Genomic DNA, 20,365 nt, shown 5'->3' with positions numbered 1-20,365 from the left:
CTTCATCCGGTTCGCCGTTCAGGCGCAGAGGGACTCCGTCGGCGACTGGCAAGTGAAGCAGATGAGTTGGAAGAAGGCGGACGCTGCGTGCGTGCGGGGTTGAGGCCTGCCTCAGCACCCCCTGTCGCCGGTCGGCGACATTCCGCTCATGGCGTGAGCCCCGCTCGCGAGCCAAGGTCATGCCACGACGCCCCCTCAGCCTCGTGAGTGATTCGTGCAGGCCTCATGGCCACCCCGTGACGAACGCCCCGCTACGGAAAGGATGTCGGGGCGGGCGCGGATTCGCGACCGCACAGAAGGTGGAGGGTCGCAAGGGGCGGGCGTAACCGGGGAAGATGCGCCTCTAGTTGCAGATGGATAACGGCGGGGCCGGGGCGGAGCGAGGGCTGGGATGCGCCTTGAGGGGCTTATGTGTGGCTGATACGGTGCGATGGCTTGACACTCACCCCCGGCGATGGCATTCGCCCAGGTCGCAAGGGGATCTGGTGAAGTGTCCGGTTTTATAGAGAGTTTGGCAGGCGTGGCAGACACCATCGTGGTGGCAGAAACCATCTGGGGCGTACGGGGAGCGGTTGCGTGAAGATCCAAGAGCGTACGGGGGCGGGCGCGGGACGTTCCGCGGTTCCGGCTCAGGCGGGGGTCGGTGACCGGCTTCCCACCCCTCCTCGCGAGCGCAAACCCGCGCTGGCCGCGTTGGCGGTGCTGTTGATCCTGGTCGGTGCGCTGGGTGCAACGATGCTTGTGCTGCAGGCCGGCGATCGGATCGAGGTCGTCAAGGTGACCAAGGAGATCCAGGCCGGCGAGTCCGTCAAGGACAGTGACGTGACCTCCGTGATGGTGGCCAAGGACGACAGCATCAACTACGTCGAGTGGTCACAGCTGGGCGGTCTCAGGGGCTACAAGGCGAAGTCCACGATCTATCCCGGCACCGTCGTGATGGGTCAGATGTTCACCAAGGGCACCGGCCTCCCGGCCGGCAAGGCCGCCGTCGGTGTCGCCCTCAAGGAGGGCCAGTACCCGTCGGATATCAAGCCCGGTGACACCGTCGCGGTCTACAACGTCGACACCAGCAGCTCCAGCGGAGACAAGACCGGCTCGTCGACCTCCACGTCTTCCGGCGGTCTCATCGTCGACAACGCGAAGGTCAACACCAAGGCCGAGGACAACGACTCCACCGTGACCACCGGCAACCTCTCGCTCACGCTGCTCGTCGATCAGGACGACGCGGCCGCCGTGACGCGGGCCGCGTCCGCCGGCTCGGTCGCCATCGTGCACGTCCCCGGCAACTAGAAGGCGACCCCCAGAAAATGGCCCTCATCGCCCTCGCCGCCGACAAGGGTTCCCCCGGCGTCACCACCGCGGCCGTCGCCCTCGCCGCGGTGTGGCCGCGTCGTGTCCTGCTCGCCGAGACCGATCCGGCGGGTGGGGACCTGGTGTACCGCAGTGCCGCCGCGCACGGTGGGCCGCTGAATCCGAATACCGGGATGCTGTCCATCGCCGCCACCGCTCGGCGTGGGCTCGTGCCCGATCAACTCTGGGACCACGTACAGCCGTTGAGCGGTGGGCTCGAAGTGCTCGTCGGGCTCGGGATAGCCGAGCACGCCGCCGGGCTCGCCGGGCTGTGGCCCACCCTCGGGCACGCCTTCTCCGCGCTCGCCGACTCCCCGAACGCGCCCGCCGACGTCATCGCCGACTGTGGGCGGATCAGTGGGGACACGCCCGCTGTCGAGCTGTTTCCGCATGCCGCGCTCGTGCTGCTGATCAGCCGTACCGAGCCCGAGGCCATCGCCCGGGTGCGGGACCGGGCCGCCGCTCTCACGAACAAGCTGCACGGCGGGCCCCGTGGTGCCGCGAGCCTCGGGACGCCGCTGATCGGTGTCGTCCTCATCGCCGACACGAACAACGCCGGCAAGCTCGCCAACCAGGTCAACGACATGCTCGTACACGCCCAGACCGGCGCCCGAGTGGTCGGCACCATCGCCGACGACCCGGCCGGCGCCGACCAGTTGGCCGGGCGCAAGCGCGGGCGGCTCGAGAAGTCGTTGCTCATCCGGTCCGCCCGCAAGGTCACCGCCGATCTGTACCAGCAGTTCGGCGCCAGTTGGTCCGCGTCCACCCACGGTCATGTCAACGGGCATGCGGGGGCCGGGACATGACGGCTGTCGACCATCAACTGGTCAAGCGGTTCCGGCAGGACGCCGGTGACCGGATCGCCGAACAGCGTCGCCTGGACCAGACCGACGGCGTCACGCCGATGTCCAACGAGGACGAACGGCAGTACGCCCGCGCGGTCATAGCCCAGATGCTGGAGGAGTACGCGCGGACGGAGATCAACGCCGGCCGTACGCCTCTGGACGCTGAGACCGAGGAGCAGTACGCCGCCGCCGTGCACGCCGCGCTCTTCGGTGTGGGGCGGCTGCAGCCGCTGCTGGACAACCCCGAGGTCGAGAACATCGACATCAACGGGTGCGACCAGGTGTTCGTCGGATACGCCAACGGGCAGGAAGTGAAGGCCGATCCCGTCGCCGAGAGCGACGAGGAACTCATCGAGCTCATCCAAGTGCTGGGCGCCTACTCGGGGTTGTCCTCCCGGCCCTTCGACTCCGCCAACCCGCAACTCGACCTGCGGCTGCCCGACGGTTCGCGTCTGTCGGCCGTCATGGACGTGGCCCGTCGGCCCGCGCTCTCCATCCGTCGCGCCCGCATGGGCAAGGTCTTCATCTCCGACCTCGTCGGCAACGGCACGGTCACCCCTGAAGTCGCCCACTTCATGGCCTGCGCGGTCCGCGCCCGCAAGAACATCATGATCGCCGGTGCCACCAACGCCGGTAAGACCACCTTGCTCCGAGCCCTGGCGAACGAGATTCCGCCGCATGAGCGGCTCATCACCGTCGAGCGGGCCCTTGAGCTCGGGCTCGACACCTTTCCCGAACTCCACCCCAACGTCGTGGCGTTCGAGGAGCGGCTGCCCAACTCCGAGGGGCAGGGCGCCATCGCGATGGCGGAGCTGGTCCGCCGATCCCTCCGTATGAACCCCTCCCGCGTCATCGTCGGTGAGGTGCTCGGCGACGAGATCGTGACCATGCTGAACGCGATGTCGCAGGGCAACGACGGTTCGCTGTCCACGATCCACGCCAACAGCTCCAGCGAGGTCTTCAACCGTATTTCCACCTACGCCCTCCAGGCCAACGAGCGACTGCCCATCGAGGCCAGCCAGATGCTCATCGCCGGCGCGGTGAACTTCGTCGTCTTCATCCAGCGGCGCAACGAATTCCAGACGGGCGGCCGGCTCCAGCGCATGGTCACCTCCGTCCGCGAGGTCAACGGCGTCGACGGACGCGTGCTGTCCAGCGAGGTGTTCGCCGAGACCCCGGACGGCCGGGTCGTCCCGCACGCGCCGCTGGCCTGCCTGGAGGATCTGATCGCACAGGGCTACCGGCCCACGGGATGGGGGTGACATGACCTACGAGGCTCTCGGCTCGCTCGGTTCCCTGGGCGGCCTGTTCTCCACGACCGTCCTGTACTCGGTGGGCAGCGGTGTCGCCGTCGGCGGCGGACTCGCGCTGTTCGTCGTCGCCGTACGCGGACTGCCCGCGAAGCCCGCCCACGAGAAGCAGAAGGCGGCCGAACGCGCCGGCGAGCTGATCCGGTTCGCCGGACAGCGCGGCTCGCTCGCGGCCATCGTCGGACTCGTCGTGCTGCTGCTGACCCGCTGGGCGGTGGCCGGTATCGCGGCCGGCATCCTCGTCTTCTTCTGGGACCGCCTCTTCGGCGGCGCCGGGGAGGAACGGGCCGCCATGAAACGGGTGGAGGCCCTCGCTTCCTGGACGGAGTCGCTGCGCGACACGATCGCCGGCGCGGTCGGCCTGGAACAGGCCATCCCCGCGTCCGCGCGCGCCTCCGCACCCGTCCTGCGGCCCCATCTCGACGCCCTGGTCGACCGGTTGCGCTCCCGCACCCCGCTGCCCGAGGCGCTCCAGCACCTCGCCGACGAGATCAACGACGCGTCCGCCGACATCATCGTCGCCGCCCTCATCCTCAACGCCCGGCTGCGCGGCCCCGGTCTGCGCCAGGTCCTCGGCGCGCTCGCCAAGTCGGCGCGCGAGGAGGTCGACATGCGCCAGCGCGTGATGGCCCAACGGGCTTCCACCCGCCGCTCGGTGCAGATCGTCGTCGCCGTCTCGATCGCCTTCGTGCTCGGACTGTCCATCTTCAACCGGGAGTTCGTCGAGCCCTACGGGACGCCCGTCGGCCAGCTCGTACTCGCCTGCGTCTGCGGCCTGTTCGCGCTGGGCTTCTGGTGGCTGCGCAAGCTGTCGACCATCGAGACACCCGAACGCTTCCTGGTCCGCGACGAGTCGGCCGTGCAGTTCGTCCGGCCGCGCACCCCGGCAGGGCCTGCCGGCACGCCGGGTGCGGCCGGGCCGGGTCACCAGGAAGAGGGGGTACGACGGTGAACCTGACGATGCCGATCGTCGTCGGCGCGGTCCTGGGCCTGGGTATCTACGCCCTCGTCCGCGCCCTCATGCCGTCCAAGCGCAGCGCGGTCGCGCAGGTCGCGCGGATCGACGCGATGCGGGTGCGCGGGGCGGCGTACGAGTCGTCCCGAACGGCGCCCGACGCGGGCCGGATCGGCTCGCTGCGGGCCCAAGTCGGCGCGCGGGTCTCCGAGTTCTACATGCAGCAGGGGTGGGAACAGCGCTCCCTGCGCGCGGACTTGGCCGTCCTGGACCGGAGTTGGGAGAACTTCCTCGCGACGAAGGTGCTGCTGTCGGTGGCGGGGCTGTTCTTCGGACCGTTCCTGTTCGCGGTGGTCTGGACGCTGGGTGTCGGCAGCAGCCCGATGATCCCGGTCTGGCTGGCGCTCGCGTTCGCACTCGTCTTCTTCCTCCTGCCCGACCTTGAGGTGCGGCGCGATGCCGCCGAGAAGCGGCGGGACCTGCGGCGCGTGATCGGGGCGTATCTGGACCTGGTGTCCATGAGCCTGGCCGGCGGCCGCGGTCTGCCCGAGGCGCTGATGGCCGCAGCCGAGGTCTCCGACGGCTGGGCCACCCAGCGCATCCGCAACGCGCTGGCCGACGCCCGCATCACCGGCATCAGCCAGTGGCAGGCGCTCGGCCACCTCGGCGAGGAGATCGGCGTGGAGGAGCTCAAGGACCTCTCCGCCTCCCTCGCCCTGGTGGCCGACGACGGCGCGAAGGTCCGGGAGTCCCTCGCCTCCCGCGCCGAGACCATGCGGCACCGCGAACTCGCCGAGATCGAGGGCAGCGCGGGCGAGAAGTCGCAGTCGATGCTCGTCGCGCAACTGCTGCTGTGCGCGGGCTTCCTGGTGTTCCTGATCTTTCCGGCGGCGATGCGGGTGTTCCAGGTGTCATGACGCGAGCCGCGACGGCAGGCGAGAGCCGAGCAACCAGCGACAGAGACCTTTTGAGAGGACAATTCACCATGAACACAAGGAACTTCAGCACCGGCATCCCGGCCATGGACTTCCTGGTCACGTTCCTTCAGGGCCGCGTCCAGCGGGCCCGCTCCGGCGAACTCGACCGTGGCGCCTCCGCGGTGGAGTGGGTCATCATCTCCGCCGTCGTGGTGGCGATCGTGGGCGTGGTCGCGGCGATCATCAACGCCGCCCTGAGCGACGGAGCCAACAAGGTCGGCAACTGCATCAAGGGCGCCGACGCCGGCAAGACCTGCTGAACGCCCGTACAGAGCCTGCCAGTTCTGTACATACGTCGATTTCTGCAACGGGGATGAACGGGGATGTCGGTGCGCGTACATCGCTGGGTACGCCGACGGGTGGAGGCCGCCTCCACCCGCGGTGAGTCCGGCATGACCGCGATCGAGTTCGTGCTGCTCACACCAGTGCTGTTCTTCATGATCTTCGCCACGGTCCAGTTCGCGCTGTACTTCTTCGCGGACCACGTGGCCCAGGCGGCGGCCCAGGCCGGCGCCCGCAAGGCCCGCGCCACGGCGCACGACCAGCCGGGCGCCTGGCGGGGCGAGGCCCAGGACGTGGTCGACAGCTACATCCGCCAACTCGGCCCGCAACTGGTCCTGTCGCCGCGCGTGACGATGCTCCAGCCGGAGCAGAACACGGTCGGCGTGGAGATCACGGCACGGGTGCCCTCGGTCTTTCCCGGGCTGGATCTGACGGTCCACGCGCAGTCGGAGGGGCCGGTGGAGAGGTTCGTGCGGGAGGGGGAGAACTGATGCGACTCCCCATCCGGGGCAGGATCCGGGGCAGGCTCCCGCACCGGGACGACGACCGGGGTCTGTCCACCATCGAGGTCGTGATCCTGGCGCCGGTGATGATCCTGTTCATCCTGGTGCTGGTGGCGTTCGGCCAACTGGTCGACGGGCGGGGCGCGTTGGACGGTGCCGCTCGGGACGCCGCCCGCGCCGGTTCGATCCAGAAGGACCACGGGACGGCCATGGCCGAGGCGAGGAAGGCGGCTTCGGCGGACCTGGAGGACGTCTGCTCCGGGCCGGTGACCGTCGTACAGACCAGTCAGGGCTTCGCGCCGGATACCATCTTCACCGTCGAGGTCAGCTGCGAGGTACGAGGTCTGGCGATGCTCGGCCTGGACGTGCCGACGCGCCTGACGGCGAGCTTCAGTTCGCCGCTGGATCCGTTCCGGAGGACGGTGTGAGCCGATACGTGCGTACGTGGCTGTCGTCCCGCCGGGCCCGGATGGACGACCGGGGTTCGGGTGCCGGCGCGGTCATCATCTTCGCGCTCGTCTTCCTCTCCCTGTCGGCCTTCGTCATCGACGGCGGCCTGTCCATCTCCAAGCGCGAACGCGCCGCGGACATAGCGGAACAGGCGGCCCGGTACGCGGCCCAGGACATCGACCTCGACGCGCTCTACGACGACGAGGGCGGCCCCGCGCCGATCAACTACCAGGACTGCGACGCCCGGGTGAAGACCTTCGCCCGCCAGATGGACATGCGGGGTGCGGACATCGCGGCGACCCACTGTGTGCAGGCGGATGCCGAACAGGTCGAGGTCGAGGTGCAGTTGACGTACTCGCCCGTCTTCAGTGGCATGTTCTACGGCGGGGACGTGGTCGTGCACGGGCAGGCGGTGGCGCGGAACGAGGTGGGGTGAGAGCGGTTCCGGTCCCCCGGGAGGGGTCGGTTCCCCGGCAGGGGCCGGCTACTTCTGCTCCTCCTCCTTGACCCCGTCCTTCACCTTCTTCTCCAGGTCCAGGTCCAGTTTCCGGAACTCCCGGACGACGGCGTCGGACATCTCCGCGAGGGAGTCGAGCTGCTGGGTGATGTCCTCGCGGCCGTCCTCCCAGTTGGACTCGAAGTCGCCGAGGGCGTCGTTGACACGGCCGTCGCCAATGTCGTCACGGTAGGACTCGAAGAGCTTCTTGGTGTGGTCGAGCCGGGTCTTGAGGGAGCGCAGTTTGCCCCCGTACTCCTCCAGCTCGCTGAGCGGCAGCGCGAGATCGCTCTTGCCTTTGCCCATGTGACCGTCCCCCGATCCCGATCTCGTAGTCTGGCGGCACCGTACAACGGAAGGGAGGCCGACGTCATGGCCCGATACATGGAGGCGCTCACGATCGAGCGCGGAGGGTTCCTGATCAAGGTGCCCGAGTCCTGGTGGGAGTTCGACGTACGGCCCGAGTCGCGGAACGACTCGATCCACCGCATGGTGACCGAACGGGTCGAGCAGCAACCGGAGTTGGCGCCGTACCGGGACACGTACACGGCGTTCCTCCAGAAGGCCGCCGGGGAGGCGTGGAAGTCCGGTGCGCTGTACTGCGGTTGCATGGCGGACACCTTCGGCGGCGCGACCCCGGTCACCGCGTCGGTGACGGTCTCGATGGTCGGTGGCCGTACGCGCGACGGCGCCCCTCTCTCGACCGACCCGGCCGCGATGGCCGCGGGTCTGTCGTCCAAGGAGGCGAAGAAGGAGGGCGACTCCTGGCGCAAGGTGACGACGGTCGACCTGCCGGGGGTGGGGGCAGCCGCCCGTACGTACGGCATCGAGGACATCGTCGTACCGGACGACGCGCTGAACCGCACGGTGCGTGCTGTGCTGATGCAGACGTTCATTCCGGTGCCGGGGCAGGAGGGCAAGGCTGCGTTGGTGGCGGGGAGCAGTCAGGTGCTGGATCTTGCCGACTCGTTCTTCGACATCTTCGACGCGATCACTTCTACGTTCCGGTTCACGGGCTGAGCCCGTTTCACCTGGAGTATCTGCCCTGTTCCGCGCACGGACGAGGTCTGTATGAGGGGATTGTGTGCGAGCGCGCCGGCCGTGCACATGGCGACCTTCACTTCGAACGCGGGTGCCGTGTAAGTTCGCGTGTGCATACGGGTGTTGATGGTGTTGTACGCGTGACGGGGGTTGCGGGATGGCGGGGTATCGGCCTTCGGACTGGCATGTGCTGGATCTGGACAGGGATCCGACGCCGGGTGACCCGGACCGGGTGCGGACGTTGGCCAAGACCCTGCACGACTTCGCCGATGACGTCTCCGAGGCGTTGCGTCTGGTCAAGGGGATGGCTGAGGACGATGCGACGTTGCAGTGGGCGGGGAAGTCGGCGGAGGTGTTCCGGGATCAGTTCTCGGGTGTGCCGAAGAATCTGAAGAAGCTGAAGAAGTCGTACGAGTTGTGCGGGAGCGCACTGACTGATTTCTGGCCGAAGCTGGAGCGGGCGCAGGCGCTGGCGGACAAGGCGTTGGTGAAGGCGCGGGAGGCCCGCAGCAACCTCTCGTCGGCTCAGTCCCGGCTTTCGTCCGCCGACTCTTGGGTGACGCGGGCGTCGAAGGAGTCGGACAAGTACAAGGACGATCCGACCGGCAGCAAGTCGGATGCGGACAAGCCGGATGAGGCGAAGGTCCGGGCGGCTACACGTGATGTGCAGAACGCCAAGTCGGCCCACACCAAAGCCCAGTCGGACGTCTCCGATGCGCAGGATGCGTTGGCCGCGGCGAAGAAGATGGCGGCGGATGCGCGTCAGATGCGGGATGAGGCGGCGGGGGACGCGAAGCGGAAGATCGACGAGGCGTCGGACGCGGGTATTCAGAACCGGTCGTGGTGGGAGGACGTGGGCGACTGGTTCGAGGACAACTGGGACACCATCGTCACGGTCTGCAAGGTGGTCGTGGCGGTGCTCGGCATCGTCGCGATGATCATCGGTGGGCCTATTCTCGGGGCCATCGTGCTCATTGCCGCGCTCGTTGTGCTTGCGGACACGCTCTACAAATACTCCAAGGGACAGGCGTCCCTATGGGATGTGGGCTTTGCCGCGCTGGACTGCATACCCGGCATGAAGGGCCTGACGACTCTGGGCGGTCTGGCCAAGGGGCTCAAGGGCGGGCTGGCCGCGGCGAAGGATCTCAAGACCGTGGGGCTCGGCCTGCGCGGGCTGGGCAAGAACGCGCGCGGCATGCTCGCCGACGGTGCGGAAGGCGCGTACAACCGCGTCAAGAACCTTGTGCGTTCCAAGGGCAGTGACCCCATCGACATGGCGTCCGGCGCGATGTACCTGCCGCAGACCGACGTCACCCTGCCCGGCGTCCTCCCGCTCGCCTTCACGCGACGCGTCGCCTCGGACTACCGCAGCGGCTGGTGGTTCGGCCCCACCTGGGCCTCGACGATCGACCAGCGCCTCGAAGTCGACGCCCACGGAGTGGTCCTCGTCACCGAGGACGGGCTGCTGCTGGCCTACCCGCATCCCGAGGGGCCGCAGGCGTCCGTACTGCCGGAGCAGGGACCGCGCCGACCGCTGTCGCGTCTGGCCGACGGCGGCTACCGCGTCACGGACCCGCTGACCGGGCACAGCCGGCTGTTCGCGGCCCCGCGTGACGGAATCTGCCTGCTCACGCGGATGACGGACCGCAACGACAACACCATCGACTTCGACTACGACGCCGAGGGCACCCCACAGGCCATCCGCCATTCCGGTGGCTACCACCTCAAGTTGACCGTGGACGAGGGACGTGTCACCTCGCTCGCCCTGGTGGGCGCGGCCGAGGACGGCTCGGACCTGGCGGTCAAGCAGTACGGGTACACCGAAGGCAATCTCACCGCGGTCACCAACTCCTCGGGGCTGCCGCTCCAGTTCACCTACGACGAGCGACTGCGTGTCACCGCGTGGGAGGACACCAACCACAGCCGCTACCACTACGCCTACGACGACCAGGACCGCTGCGTCGCCGAGGGCGGCGAGGCCGGGCACATCGCGATCACCGTCGCGTACGACGGGACCGATCCCACCCGCCCCGACTGCCGCGTCACCACTGTCACCACGGTCGAGGGCGCCACCTCTCGCTTCGTCGTCGACGGCCAGTGCCTGGTCGTCGCCGAGACCGACCACCTGGGCGGCACGGTCGTCACCACCTACGACGACCACCAGCACGTCATCGCGACGACGGATCAACTCGGGTACCGCACCACCTTCGTGAACAACACGGTGGGGCAACCGGTCGAGGTGACCCGGCCCGACGGATCGGTCGTCAGCGTCGCGTACGACGACCGGCACATTCCCACCGACGTGACCCTGCCGGACAGTTCCTCCTGGCAGTACGCCAACGACGAGCGTGGAAACGTCACCGCCATCACCGACCCCGTCGGTGCGACCACGCACTACACCCGGGGGACGGACGGCAGTCTTGTCGCGGCCCAGGACGCGTCCGGCCGTTCCGCCACCTACGTGAACAACGCCGCCGGCCTTCCGCTGACAGCGACCGACGGCCTCGGCAACGCCACGCGATACGTGTACAACTCCTTCGGTCTGACGACCGCGGTGACCGACGCGCTCGGCCATGAGACCCGCCTGGATTGGACGGTCGAGGGCCTGCTCGCCGGCCGCACCGACCCGGACGGGTCGCACGAGAGCTGGGAGTACGACGGCGAGGGCAACTGCGTTCGCCATGTCGACGCCGTCGGTCGCGCGAGCACATTCGAGTACACCCACTTCGACCGGCTCATCGCGCGCACCGGTCCGAGCGGCGAACGCCACGCCTTCACACACGACGCCCAGCTTCGCCTCACCCAAGTGACCAACCCTCAGGGGCTGTCGTGGGACTACACCTACGACCCGGCCGGTCAACTCCTCGCCGAATCCGATTTCGACGGACGCACCACCCGGTACACCTACGACGCCGCGGGCCGTCTCGCCACCCGGACCAACGCTCTTCAGCAGACCGTCCGGTACCAGAGGGATGCGCTGGGGCAGATCACTGCCAAGGACGCGGACGGCACGACAACCCGCTACACGTACACGGCGAACGGTTCGCTGACCGGGGCTGTCGGCCCGGACAGCAGCGTGCACGTGGAACTCGACGCCGCCGGCCGTCGCGTCAAGGAGACCGTCGACGGCCGGACCATGAGCTTCGCCTACGACGCAGCAGGCAACCGGACGCTGCGAACCACCCCCTCGGGCGCGCGCAGCACCTGGGCGTACGACTCCGCAGGACGTGGCGTCCAGCTTGCCACGGCAGGTCACGTCATCGACTTCGAGCACGACGCGGCGGACCGCGAAGTCACCCGCCGGCTCGACGGCGCCTTCACCCTCACCCATGGCTACGACAGCCTTGACCGACTGATCACGCAGGCGACCGCTGCTCCCGGAGAGCACCGGAGCGCGGAGCGCTCCTACGCCTACAGCCCTGACGGCTATCTCGTCGGTGTCCAGGACTCCCGGACGGGCAGCCGGAGCTTCGACCTCGACACCCAGGGCCGCGTCACGGCGGTACACGCGGCGGGCTGGAGCGAGCGCTATGCCTACGACTCCGCGGGCAACCAGACCGAGGCCTCGTGGCCGGCCAAGCACCCGGGCCACGAGGCCACCGGGTCGCGCGACTACGCGGGTACGCGGCTGACGAGGGCCGGCGGCGTTCACTACGAGTACGACGCTCAGGGACGCGTGGTCGTACGCCGTAAGACCCGGCTCTCCCGTAAACCGGACATCTGGCGGTACGAATGGGATGCCGAGGACCGGATCACCGCCGTCACCACACCGGACGGCAGCCGCTGGAACTACACGTACGACCCGCTGGGCAGACGAACCGGAAAGCTCCGAATCGGGGCCGACGGGAAGACCGTTCTGGAGCGCACCGTCTTCACCTGGGACGGCAACACGCTCTGCGAACAGACCACGGAGCAGGGCGACACAGACGTACGCAACACGCTGACCTGGGACCACGACGGGCTCTCCCCGCTGAGCCAGGCCGAACGCATCTGGGCTGCCGAAACGCCCCAGGAGACCATCGACGAGCGGTTCTTCGCCATCGTCACCGATCTTGTGGGCACCCCGACCGAACTGGTCTCTTCGGACGGAGAGGTCGCCTGGCGCACCCGGTCCACCCTCTGGGGAAGTACGGCCTGGAACCGGGAGGCGACGGCATACACCCCGCTCCGTTTCCCCGGTCAGTACCACGACCCGGAAACCGGTCTTCACTACAACCATCACCGTCACTACGACCCCGAGACCGCCCGCTACACCAGCCCCGACCCCCTCGGCCTGCTCCCGGCACCGAACCCCGTCGCCTACGTCCACAACCCCCACAGCTGGTCCGACCCGCTGGGTCTGGCCCCTCTGTGCCATCAGCACGGCGGCGACACAGGCAGTCCCGAGGGCCTTGGAATTCTTCCCGGCCCAGCGCCACGACACGCCTCGGACATGCTGGACCAGGTCAATGCCCGGCCCGGCGGAATCGGGAAGGTCGACGGATACCATGGCAACGCCAACTGGGGTAACAACAAATCCGTCCTGCCCGGGGGCAAGTACAAGGAATGGGACGTCAACGCCAAGGTCGACCTCCCGCAGTGCAGTGCGCCAGGCTGTGGCAAGGAGATCAGAGGCACCGAACGCCTCCTCACTCCCAAGGACGGTCCCGGCCCCGCGTACTACACACCGGACCACTACGGAACCTTCTACTACGTCGGAGAATTCACGGGGTGAGCCAGGAATGACCAGCTTCGACATCACGGGAACCTCGGAACCTTGGGCCATCTTCGTTCCCCAGGGCGCGGCCGAGGTTCAGCGGCAGTTGTCGGCCTTGGAGGCGAAGGGCGGGCAGGTCCACCGCTTTGACTCGCGCGATCTGACAACCGAGCAGGGTATCTACCGTTCGTTCGCTCAAGTCCTGCAATTCCCGGCTTATTTCGGCAGAAACTGGGATGCTCTGGTCGACTGCCTGGACGACCTGTGCGGTGCGGTCACGGGGGGCGTGGGAATCGCGGGCGTCATCCGTGACGCGGATCAACTCCTGGAAGCGGAATTCTTCCCCCTGTTCGTGTCGGTTCTCTGCCAGGGGGCGGATCGCGCGAACTCCGCGGTGGACCTCGATGGCTTTCCCTTGGACCGGCCCGCCCTCGTGGAGCATTTCGTGCTCGAGTTCCATGATTTCGACCCCGAGAAGATCGCACTGCGAATTGGGCAACCCGACCTCACCGTCACCGTCGGGGACGGGTTCGTCGGTGCCGCTCTCAATCCCGAGGAGTGGCACTGAAGCCGGCCGAGCCGCGCACACGTCGCCGAATGGGGTTTTCGTACGACTGGCAGAGCGGCGAAGGGCTGTCCGGGATCGACGACCCCGCCGCGGTGGACGCCGCTTTCGAACGCGGCGAGGAGCATCTTGGCGCGGCGGTGATCGGGCTGGCGCTGACGTGTTCGCCGGACGTGGCATCGCCGCGCATCGTGCGGGCAATGCGCGTGCTGGACACCTCTCGCCGGGAGTTCGCGTTCACCGCGGCGGGGATCGTCGCGCGAACTCATGGCGACCTGACGCCGGAGCTGTACGCCGCGCTGCGAACCGAGGGTCCTGGGGGCGTCGCCGCGAACGCGATCAAGGACACCCTGACGTTCGTCCCCTTCCGGAAGCTGCCGCTGTGGTTCAAGTGGCGATGGCTGCGGGCGACGGTGGGGGACACGTTGGAGGGCTGGTGGCTGCGTGCTGAGGACGTGGTCGGGGACGCGTGGAGGGTTGTGCGTGGGCGCCGGTCCTGACGTGAGCGTGGAACTGGATCGCTTGACCCGTCTTGACGGGCTCACCGGGCCGGCCGTGGACGCGGTTCTCGCCGAGATGGGGTGGACGGGGGAGCGGAGGAATCCCGCGAAGGCGTGGGCCACGACCTGGAGTCGTGGTGACGCCACGGCGTGGATTCAGGGTGACGGGCCGTCCGTGCAGGTGGAGTTCACGGTGTGGTTCCGCGAGGTCGAGGAGGAGTGGCCCGACCCGGACACGTACATCGACGGTCTTTACGACGCCGCTTCCGCCGAACTCCCTCGCGTTGTCTTCCAGTTGGAGTCCGGGGTAGTCGGAGGGCGGCTCGAGACTGTCGGCGTCGGCGAGGAGGACCTGACCGACGGTGCGGACTTTGTCGACCACACCGCGTGGAGGGTTTGGGATACCGGGAAGGTCGTCCTGGCCGGCGTCAAGCACGATGATGTCGAGGCGCCGGTGCAACTCGTTGTGGTGGTGCGGGAGTTCGGCGAGAACTCGTAAGAGTGGTTTTCGCCGGCCTCAGCGGTTGACCGACTGGATCTCCTGGACGTTCATGTCCTGGGTCGTGTCGAAGGTGCCGTCGGGGAGGTTGCCGTTGGTTCCGTCGCTGCCCTGCCAGGTGATCTGCCAGGTGATGCTCGCCTTCAGACGGTAGGGGGCTCCGTCCGTGGCGTGGAGGTAGGTGATGCCGCACGGTGGGGTCTTCTCGGCGCTGCCCTTGGTGTATGGAGTGCCGATCGAGCCGTCGTCGTTGATCTTGCAGTCACCCGAGGCCGGGTACGTGGTGGCGTCGTCCGTGCCGGGCTCCAGGTGGAGGGACACGGGCTTGGCGGTCGTTTCCGCCCACAGGCCCGTGTTGGGGAGCGACGCGCGGACCTTGACCTCCTGGAACGTGCCCTTGTCCAGCCAGACCCAAGTCGGGAGGTTCACCGTGGACTTGGCTTCCGGCTTCAGCTCCACCTCGGTCTCGGGGACCTTCACCTTGTTGTAGGCGTATTCGGCGAGAGTCTTCGGGGTGGGAGTGTGCGGGTCGTTCGGGATCTGGCCCGCGGGGACCCAGAACATGATGCGGCCGCAGTCCCAGGAATCGGGGTCCTGGGCGTCGGGGGCCACGCCTCGCCAGAAGTAGCCGTTCTTGCCGAGGTTGTAGTCCTTGTATCCGTCGGCACTGCTGTTGGTCGGCGAGTTCATGTCGAAGTTGTCCGCCGGCTTGCCGTCCTTGTAGTGGTCGGTCCACAGCTCCTTGCCGAACCACGCTTCGTGGATGCCGACGTCGCCGCCGCCGTCCGAGTCCACGAAGTCCTTGAGCGCGGCGGGCGAGAAGGCGGGCTCGTACCAGCAGGCGGGAGGCTTCCAGTTGGGATCGACCGTGCCGAGGTTGCCCTGTTTGCCGTGGCCGTTCCCGCCGCTCACGTACTTGATCTGGATGTGGGAGACCGAAGCCTTGAGCGTTCCCTTGCCGTCGGTGGTACCGGTCGGTTGATCGGCCGGCGGCTGGGTGGTGTTGTCCTCCGGACCCGCGGCGTACGCCGTTCCTCCGGACCACAGGAGACTCGCGGCGGTCAGGGCCGCGGACCAGCGCAGAACAGTTCGCGCGGACGTCATCGCTGGCACTCCTTCACACGCCCCTGCACCTCGATCTGCAGCACCTTCCAGATCTTCTGGGATCCCTTCGGCGGAGCCATGAGGAGCCGGAACTCCTGGTAGTCGTTGAGGCTCGCCTTCGTGTACTTGGTCTTCTGTGTGTCGACGTTCTTGCCGTAGAACTTGCCCTGGTCCCGGCACATCGTGACGAGAACACCACCCGAACTGGCGACGTCGTCAGTCCGGGTCTTGTAGTAGCTGTCGACTCCGGTGGCGGTCCACTTGTCGTCCACCCACGCCTGGATCTGCTTCTTGGCGTATTTGGTGGCATTGCCGAGCGAATAGAACTGGTACGCCGGGTCGTTTGGGTCCTGGGCGGTGATGCCGTGGTTCAGGGCCAGGATGTAGTTCTTCGCGTTGCCGAGGGCCGCAGCGTGACGGGTGTCCGACGGCTGTGTCGCGTCGAACTCGACCTTCAGGTCGCCCGGCAGGCTCAGATCCGGTCCCTTGGAGTCGCCTGCCGCCGAAGCCGACGGGCTCGACGACCCCGTGTCCGCCCCCTTGATGTCCCCCGAAGACGAATCGTCACCCCCACCACACCCCGTGAGCAGAAAGCTCGCCGCGATGGTGAGTGCGGTGGCGGTCGTGGTCAGAGCGCGGCGGGCCACGTTTGATCTCCCCCGAGGTTGGCGTGTGTGCAACAGAGAACGAAGCTATCAGGGGTGGGTCAGGGGGCCTTGGGGCCGGTGGGGGGATTGTGTGGGGAACGTGGGGGGTGAGTCGGGCTTTTGGGGCGGGCGGTGCGGTATCGGGCGAGGGTGAGTCTCACCTCCGTATCAGACCTTCGACGATGCAAATAAGAGTCAATAGGATCTCTGTAGGCTCACTAGCCGTCCCGCTCCACCCTGCTTACCGCTCCACCCTGCTTACCGCTCCACCCTGCTCCCCACCCGACGCGCACCCGCTCGACCCACCCACTCGACACGACCCAGGACTCCCGCCATGCCGCGACGCCGCACCGAAAGCTCTTCAAGCTCGACGGGCAACTCGTCGGGGCCCAGGAATCGGACGCCTCAGCCCGTCCGGATCCGGCGGCGTAGTTTCGGGGACTTCGTGAAGGCGTTCTTCGCGTTCGCGGCGCTGCTCGTGCTGGTCGTCGGGGTGCCGTGGGCGCTCGCGATGTTCGTCGGGTGGCCGTTCCCCAGCGGGGCGCCGAAAATGGCCTGGTTGCAGAGCGAGATCACCGTCGACACCTTCCTCAACATCCTCACGGTGATCGTCTGGCTGGCCTGGGCGCAGTTCACCGCCTGTGTGCTGGTGGAAGTGAAGGCCGCGATGTCCGGCGTCGGCGTGCCGGGGCGGGTGCCCGGGTCCGGGCCCAGTCAGTTGCTCGCCCGGCAGCTCGTCGCCGCGCTGCTGCTGGTCGGGGCCACCGCCGCCAGCCTCACCCCCGGGCTCTCGCAACTCGGGCAGCACAGCATGGACGGGAACCAGAGGCCCACCGTCGCCGCCGCCCAGCAGACCCCGGGGCTCTTCGCGCAGCAGCAGGAACAGGCGGCCGGAACCGCCGCCGCGCTCGCCGAACAGGCCACCCACGCGGCCGCGCAGGCCGACGCCGGCGGCACGGTCAAGCAGGCCGACACGAAGTACTACCGGATCCAGCCGCCCGAGGGGCGCCACCACGACTCCCTCTGGGAGATCGCCCAGCGGCACCTCGGCGACGGCCGCCGGTACAAGGAGATCTACCAGCTCAACAAGGACCGCGTGCAGCCCGACGGGTCGAGGTTGTCCGAGGCCAGTCTCATCCGGCCCGGCTGGATCATGGAGATGCCCGGCGACGCCCACGGCGGCGAACTCGTCGAGATGCCCGACGCCAACGCGTCCGACGCGTCCAGTACGTCCAACGCCTCGGATCAGCTTCAGCAGCAGATCCACGACTACGCGAAGAGCGGCGACCAGGCCCAGGGCGGGGGGCAGCAGGCCCAGGGTGGTGGCGAACACGGCACCGCCCACCTCACCGTGCCCGCGCAGCGACCCGCCGCCGACGCCGGACAGCAGCACGCCTCCGACCCCGCCTCCCACTCCGCCGGCAGTGATTCCTTCGGGCTCCCCGAGGCTCTCCTCGGCGCCCCCCTCCTCGCCGCCGGTCTCCTCCTCGCCCTCGGGCGCCGGCGCCGACAGGCCCTGTGGCAGTCGGCGTTCGGTGCCGTCGGCGGGCGGCGCGGGATGGAGCCGCCCACGCCCACGGGCGACGCCGCCGACGCGCAGGACGCCCTTCTCGTCGGCGCCGACCCCGAAGGCGTACGACTGCTCGACCGGTCGTTGCGTGGGTTGTCCGCGCAACTCGCCGCCGAGTCACGGGCGTTGCCGACCGTGTACGCCGCCTGGCTGACCAACGGTGATCTGCATCTGCAACTCGCCCAGCCCGCCGGCAAGCCCCCGGCCCCCTGGCAGCTCGGGCAGGATCAGACCTTCTGGATGCTGTCGCGCACGGACGGCGAGCGGTACGAGGATGTCGACACCGCCGCTCCCTACCCCGGGCTCGTCAGCCTCGGCACGATGGACGACTCGCGGCTGCTGCTGAACCTGGAGTCCGTGCCCGGCATCGTCTCGCTGAGCGGGCGGGAGGCCGACCGGGCCGCCGTGTTCGCGTCCGTGGCCGCCGAGTTGGCGACCAACGGGTGGTCGGACCGCATGACCATCACCCTCGTCGGCTTCGGCGAGGACCTCACCCCGCTCGCGCCGAACCGGCTGCGCCACCTCGACGGCATCGACGACCTGATCGAGACCATGGAGGCCGAGACCCGGCAGCGGCGCGGAGCGCTCGGCGCGGCGGGGCACCACTCGGTACTGACCGGCCGTACCGGGCCCGCTCAGCACACCCGTTGGGCCCCGCATCTCGTTCTCCTCGCCGCCACCCCGTCCGCCGAGGACGCCGTCAAGCTGGCCGAACTCGCCTCCGGAGCAGGCCACTTGGGCATCGGCTATCTCGTCGGCACCGAGACCGGCGAACTGCCCGGCGCCGCTTGGGAGATGGAGATCACCGGCGAGGGCAAGCTCCTCGCCCCCCTGCTCGGGCTCGAACTCGACGCCCAGATGCTGCCGGCCGCCCAACAGCGCGCCGTCGTCGACCTGTTCGTCGAGGCCGACCCCGAGCGTGACCCCCAAGGGCCCACGACCACACCGCCGTTCCTCGTCGACATCAGCGAGCAGGGACGGCCCGCGGTGTACGCGCGGCTCGTCGGCCCGTACGAGATCATCGGCCTCGACACCCCGGACGGCGAGCGCAGCGCACTGCTGCACGAGGCGCTCGCGCTGCTGCTTCTGCACCGTGAGGGCGTTCACCCGCGCGTGCTGTCCTCCGCGTTGTGGCCGCGGGGCGTCACCGCGGACGTGCGGGACGCGCTCCTGGAGCGGCTGCGCGCCTGGCTCGGCGCCGACCCCGACGGCACCCCGCGGCTCAGCTCCGACTCCACCGGACGGCTCGTGCTCGCCAAGTCCGTCGTCTCCGACCTCGACGTACTGCGCTCGCTCTACCACGAGGCCACGCAGGGCAAGGGAGTCGACAGCCGGGCCGTGCGCGGGCGCCTGCTCACCGACGCGCTCGTGCTGGTGCGCGGGCCGCTGCTCGCCGACCGGCCCGAGGGCCGCTACCGCTGGCTCACCCACGAGATCATCGACGCCCAACTCCCGCTGCTCGTCGCGGACATCGGCCTCGCCCTCTCCGCCTTCCACCTGGAGAAGAACCGCGCCGAGAAGGCCATCGAGGCCCTCAACGCGGCCCTCAACTCCGCCCCCGGCGACGAGCGCCTCTGGAACGAACTCCTCCGCGCCACCCACGCCACCGCCGACACCGCCCGCCTCCAGTCCGTCGCCGCCGACCTCGTCGACCGCAGCGGCGCCCGCGGCCTCCCGCCCCGCACCGAGGCCCTCCTCGACGAACTCCTGCCGACGTGGCGCAACGGCGTCGCAGCGGTGGGTTGAGCAGCGCGGTGAGCGGCGGAGTGAGCGACGCGGTGGGTTCGGAGTGAGGGCGGAGTGAGAGCGCAGTGAGTACGGGGGTGCTGATCGCCGTCGCCGCGCTCTGGGGCGCGGTGGCGGGGGCGTTGCTGCCGCGAGCCGCCTACCGTTTCTCCGCGCCGATGGGGGAGGCCTGGCGGGACACGTGCCCGCGCAGGCACGCGATCAGCGGGGGGATCGGTGGGTGGCTCGGCGGGTGGATCGGGCCGGCGCGGTGCGGGGAGTGCGCCCCGACGGAGACCCGCTACGGCTCCCGTACCCCCGTGACCGCCGCGTCCACCGCCCTCGTCTGCGCCGCCCTCGCCGCCGCCACCGGTACCCGGCCCGAACTCGGGGTGTGGCTGCTGCTCGCGCCGGTCGGGGTGCTGCTGACGCTCGTCGACTTCCGGGTGCAACGGCTGCCCGACCCGCTGACCCTGCCCCTCGCGGGTGCCGCGCTCGCGCTGCTGGGGGCCGTGGCCTTCGTACCGGAGCACGCGGGGGACTGGTTGACGGCGCTGTACGGCGCCCTCGCGCTCGGCGGCGGGTTCTTCCTGCTGTTCCTGATCAACCCCGGTGGCATGGGCTTCGGCGATGTGAAGCTGGCGCTCAGTCTTGGGGCGGTGCTCGGGTGGTACGGGTGGGCGACGGTCATGCTGGGCACGTTCGCCGCGTTCCTTTTCGGCGGGTTGTACGGCGGTGCGCTGGTCGTCGGGCGGCGGGCGGGGCGCAAGACGGCGATCGCGTTCGGGCCGTTCCTGATCGCGGGGGCGTTCGTGGGGCTGCTGATCGGGGCCTACGCCGCCTGACGTCG

General features: G+C 68.9%; 19 protein-coding genes. 16 read left to right on the top strand and 3 right to left on the bottom strand.

Going from position 1 to position 20,365, the window contains the following annotated elements; translation table 11 throughout:
- Positions 1-576: 576 nt before the first annotated feature.
- The 9 genes from ACIP6U_RS08415 (at position 577) to ACIP6U_RS08375 (ending at position 7,108) form a co-directional block, all read left to right on the top strand.
- The gene (locus tag ACIP6U_RS08415; RefSeq protein ID WP_401714285.1) at positions 577-1,290 is read left to right on the top strand and encodes an RcpC/CpaB family pilus assembly protein; all 714 of its coding nucleotides are present in this window, start codon (positions 577-579) and stop codon (positions 1,288-1,290) included.
- 17 nt (positions 1,291-1,307) lie between these two features.
- The gene (locus ACIP6U_RS08410; protein ID WP_401714283.1) at positions 1,308-2,156 is read left to right on the top strand and encodes a hypothetical protein; all 849 of its coding nucleotides are present in this window, start codon (positions 1,308-1,310) and stop codon (positions 2,154-2,156) included.
- Entirely contained in the window at positions 2,153-3,457 is a 1,305-nt protein-coding gene (locus ACIP6U_RS08405; RefSeq protein ID WP_401714281.1) for a CpaF family protein, read from the top strand. The genes ACIP6U_RS08410 and ACIP6U_RS08405 overlap by 4 nt, the downstream gene beginning before the upstream one ends.
- A gap of 1 nt (position 3,458) precedes the next feature.
- On the top strand, positions 3,459-4,457 hold the full coding sequence (locus ACIP6U_RS08400; RefSeq protein ID WP_401714279.1) for a type II secretion system F family protein: 999 nt from the start codon (positions 3,459-3,461) through the stop codon (positions 4,455-4,457).
- Positions 4,454-5,377 (top strand): type II secretion system F family protein, encoded by a 924-nt coding sequence (locus tag ACIP6U_RS08395; RefSeq protein WP_401714277.1) that lies wholly within the window; start codon positions 4,454-4,456, stop codon positions 5,375-5,377. Before ACIP6U_RS08400 ends, ACIP6U_RS08395 begins: the two co-directional genes overlap by 4 nt.
- Positions 5,378-5,445: 68 nt before the next feature.
- Positions 5,446-5,697 (top strand): hypothetical protein, encoded by a 252-nt coding sequence (locus ACIP6U_RS08390; protein ID WP_280878613.1) that lies wholly within the window; start codon positions 5,446-5,448, stop codon positions 5,695-5,697.
- A gap of 63 nt (positions 5,698-5,760) precedes the next feature.
- A complete protein-coding gene (locus ACIP6U_RS08385; protein ID WP_401714274.1) occupies positions 5,761-6,210 on the top strand; it encodes a TadE family protein in 450 nt (149 codons plus the stop codon).
- Positions 6,210-6,650, top strand: a complete 441-nt coding sequence (locus ACIP6U_RS08380) for a TadE/TadG family type IV pilus assembly protein (RefSeq protein WP_401714272.1) — start codon at positions 6,210-6,212, stop codon at positions 6,648-6,650. The genes ACIP6U_RS08385 and ACIP6U_RS08380 overlap by 1 nt, the downstream gene beginning before the upstream one ends.
- Before the next feature lie 41 nt (positions 6,651-6,691).
- Positions 6,692-7,108, top strand: a complete 417-nt coding sequence (locus ACIP6U_RS08375) for a TadE/TadG family type IV pilus assembly protein (RefSeq protein WP_401714440.1) — start codon at positions 6,692-6,694, stop codon at positions 7,106-7,108.
- 48 nt (positions 7,109-7,156) lie between these two features.
- Here the strand turns inward: ACIP6U_RS08375 and ACIP6U_RS08370 are convergent, their stop codons facing one another.
- Positions 7,157-7,474 (bottom strand): hypothetical protein, encoded by a 318-nt coding sequence (locus ACIP6U_RS08370; protein WP_401714270.1) that lies wholly within the window; start codon positions 7,472-7,474, stop codon positions 7,157-7,159.
- Between the two features lie 66 nt (positions 7,475-7,540).
- On the opposite strand from ACIP6U_RS08370, the gene ACIP6U_RS08365 reads away from it, so the two are divergent.
- The 5 genes from ACIP6U_RS08365 (at position 7,541) to ACIP6U_RS08345 (ending at position 14,469) form a co-directional block, all read left to right on the top strand.
- Entirely contained in the window at positions 7,541-8,188 is a 648-nt protein-coding gene (locus ACIP6U_RS08365; protein WP_401714268.1) for a hypothetical protein, read from the top strand.
- A gap of 208 nt (positions 8,189-8,396) precedes the next feature.
- Positions 8,397-12,923 carry an RHS repeat-associated core domain-containing protein gene (locus tag ACIP6U_RS08360; protein ID WP_401714266.1) on the top strand — a complete coding sequence of 1,509 codons (4,527 nt, stop codon included), beginning with the start codon at positions 8,397-8,399 and terminating at the stop codon, positions 12,921-12,923.
- A 7-nt stretch (positions 12,924-12,930) separates the two neighbouring features.
- On the top strand, positions 12,931-13,473 hold the full coding sequence (locus ACIP6U_RS08355) for a barstar family protein (RefSeq protein WP_401714264.1): 543 nt from the start codon (positions 12,931-12,933) through the stop codon (positions 13,471-13,473).
- The gene (locus ACIP6U_RS08350; RefSeq protein ID WP_401714262.1) at positions 13,464-13,970 is read left to right on the top strand and encodes a hypothetical protein; all 507 of its coding nucleotides are present in this window, start codon (positions 13,464-13,466) and stop codon (positions 13,968-13,970) included. Before ACIP6U_RS08355 ends, ACIP6U_RS08350 begins: the two co-directional genes overlap by 10 nt.
- 1 nt (position 13,971) lies before the next feature.
- Complete coding sequence (locus ACIP6U_RS08345) at positions 13,972-14,469, top strand: hypothetical protein (RefSeq protein ID WP_401714260.1); 498 nt, start codon at positions 13,972-13,974, stop codon at positions 14,467-14,469.
- Positions 14,470-14,487: 18 nt separating this feature from the next.
- Here the strand turns inward: ACIP6U_RS08345 and ACIP6U_RS08340 are convergent, their stop codons facing one another.
- Both ACIP6U_RS08340 and ACIP6U_RS08335 read right to left on the bottom strand, forming a co-directional pair.
- Entirely contained in the window at positions 14,488-15,573 is a 1,086-nt protein-coding gene (locus ACIP6U_RS08340) for a hypothetical protein (RefSeq protein ID WP_401714258.1), read from the bottom strand.
- Entirely contained in the window at positions 15,570-16,220 is a 651-nt protein-coding gene (locus ACIP6U_RS08335) for a hypothetical protein (protein WP_401714256.1), read from the bottom strand. The genes ACIP6U_RS08340 and ACIP6U_RS08335 overlap by 4 nt, the downstream gene beginning before the upstream one ends.
- Before the next feature lie 334 nt (positions 16,221-16,554).
- On the opposite strand from ACIP6U_RS08335, the gene ACIP6U_RS08330 reads away from it, so the two are divergent.
- Both ACIP6U_RS08330 and ACIP6U_RS08325 read left to right on the top strand, forming a co-directional pair.
- Positions 16,555-19,536 carry a BTAD domain-containing putative transcriptional regulator gene (locus tag ACIP6U_RS08330; protein ID WP_401714254.1) on the top strand — a complete coding sequence of 994 codons (2,982 nt, stop codon included), beginning with the start codon at positions 16,555-16,557 and terminating at the stop codon, positions 19,534-19,536.
- Between the two features lie 65 nt (positions 19,537-19,601).
- The gene (locus ACIP6U_RS08325; protein ID WP_401714252.1) at positions 19,602-20,360 is read left to right on the top strand and encodes a prepilin peptidase; all 759 of its coding nucleotides are present in this window, start codon (positions 19,602-19,604) and stop codon (positions 20,358-20,360) included.
- Positions 20,361-20,365: the final 5 nt, after the last annotated feature.

Origin of the sequence: Streptomyces sp. NPDC088794 (genome assembly GCF_044750545.1) — a bacterium.
In the GTDB taxonomy this organism is placed as follows: Bacteria; Actinomycetota; Actinomycetes; order Streptomycetales; family Streptomycetaceae; genus Streptomyces.
This window is presented reverse-complemented; position numbering and strand designations above follow the sequence as displayed.

Coding starts and splice junctions, on each gene's coding strand:
- ACIP6U_RS08330 (WP_401714254.1), top strand. CDS start 16,555: ATGCCGCGACGCCGCACCGAAAGCTCTTCAAGCTCGACGGGCAACTCG.
- ACIP6U_RS08370 (WP_401714270.1), bottom strand. CDS start 7,474: ATGGGCAAAGGCAAGAGCGATCTCGCGCTGCCGCTCAGCGAGCTGGAG.
- ACIP6U_RS08340 (WP_401714258.1), bottom strand. CDS start 15,573: ATGACGTCCGCGCGAACTGTTCTGCGCTGGTCCGCGGCCCTGACCGCC.
- ACIP6U_RS08365 (WP_401714268.1), top strand. CDS start 7,541: ATGGCCCGATACATGGAGGCGCTCACGATCGAGCGCGGAGGGTTCCTG.
- ACIP6U_RS08355 (WP_401714264.1), top strand. CDS start 12,931: ATGACCAGCTTCGACATCACGGGAACCTCGGAACCTTGGGCCATCTTC.
- ACIP6U_RS08385 (WP_401714274.1), top strand. CDS start 5,761: ATGTCGGTGCGCGTACATCGCTGGGTACGCCGACGGGTGGAGGCCGCC.
- ACIP6U_RS08400 (WP_401714279.1), top strand. CDS start 3,459: ATGACCTACGAGGCTCTCGGCTCGCTCGGTTCCCTGGGCGGCCTGTTC.
- ACIP6U_RS08410 (WP_401714283.1), top strand. CDS start 1,308: ATGGCCCTCATCGCCCTCGCCGCCGACAAGGGTTCCCCCGGCGTCACC.
- ACIP6U_RS08380 (WP_401714272.1), top strand. CDS start 6,210: ATGCGACTCCCCATCCGGGGCAGGATCCGGGGCAGGCTCCCGCACCGG.
- ACIP6U_RS08405 (WP_401714281.1), top strand. CDS start 2,153: ATGACGGCTGTCGACCATCAACTGGTCAAGCGGTTCCGGCAGGACGCC.
- ACIP6U_RS08390 (WP_280878613.1), top strand. CDS start 5,446: ATGAACACAAGGAACTTCAGCACCGGCATCCCGGCCATGGACTTCCTG.
- ACIP6U_RS08375 (WP_401714440.1), top strand. CDS start 6,692: ATGGACGACCGGGGTTCGGGTGCCGGCGCGGTCATCATCTTCGCGCTC.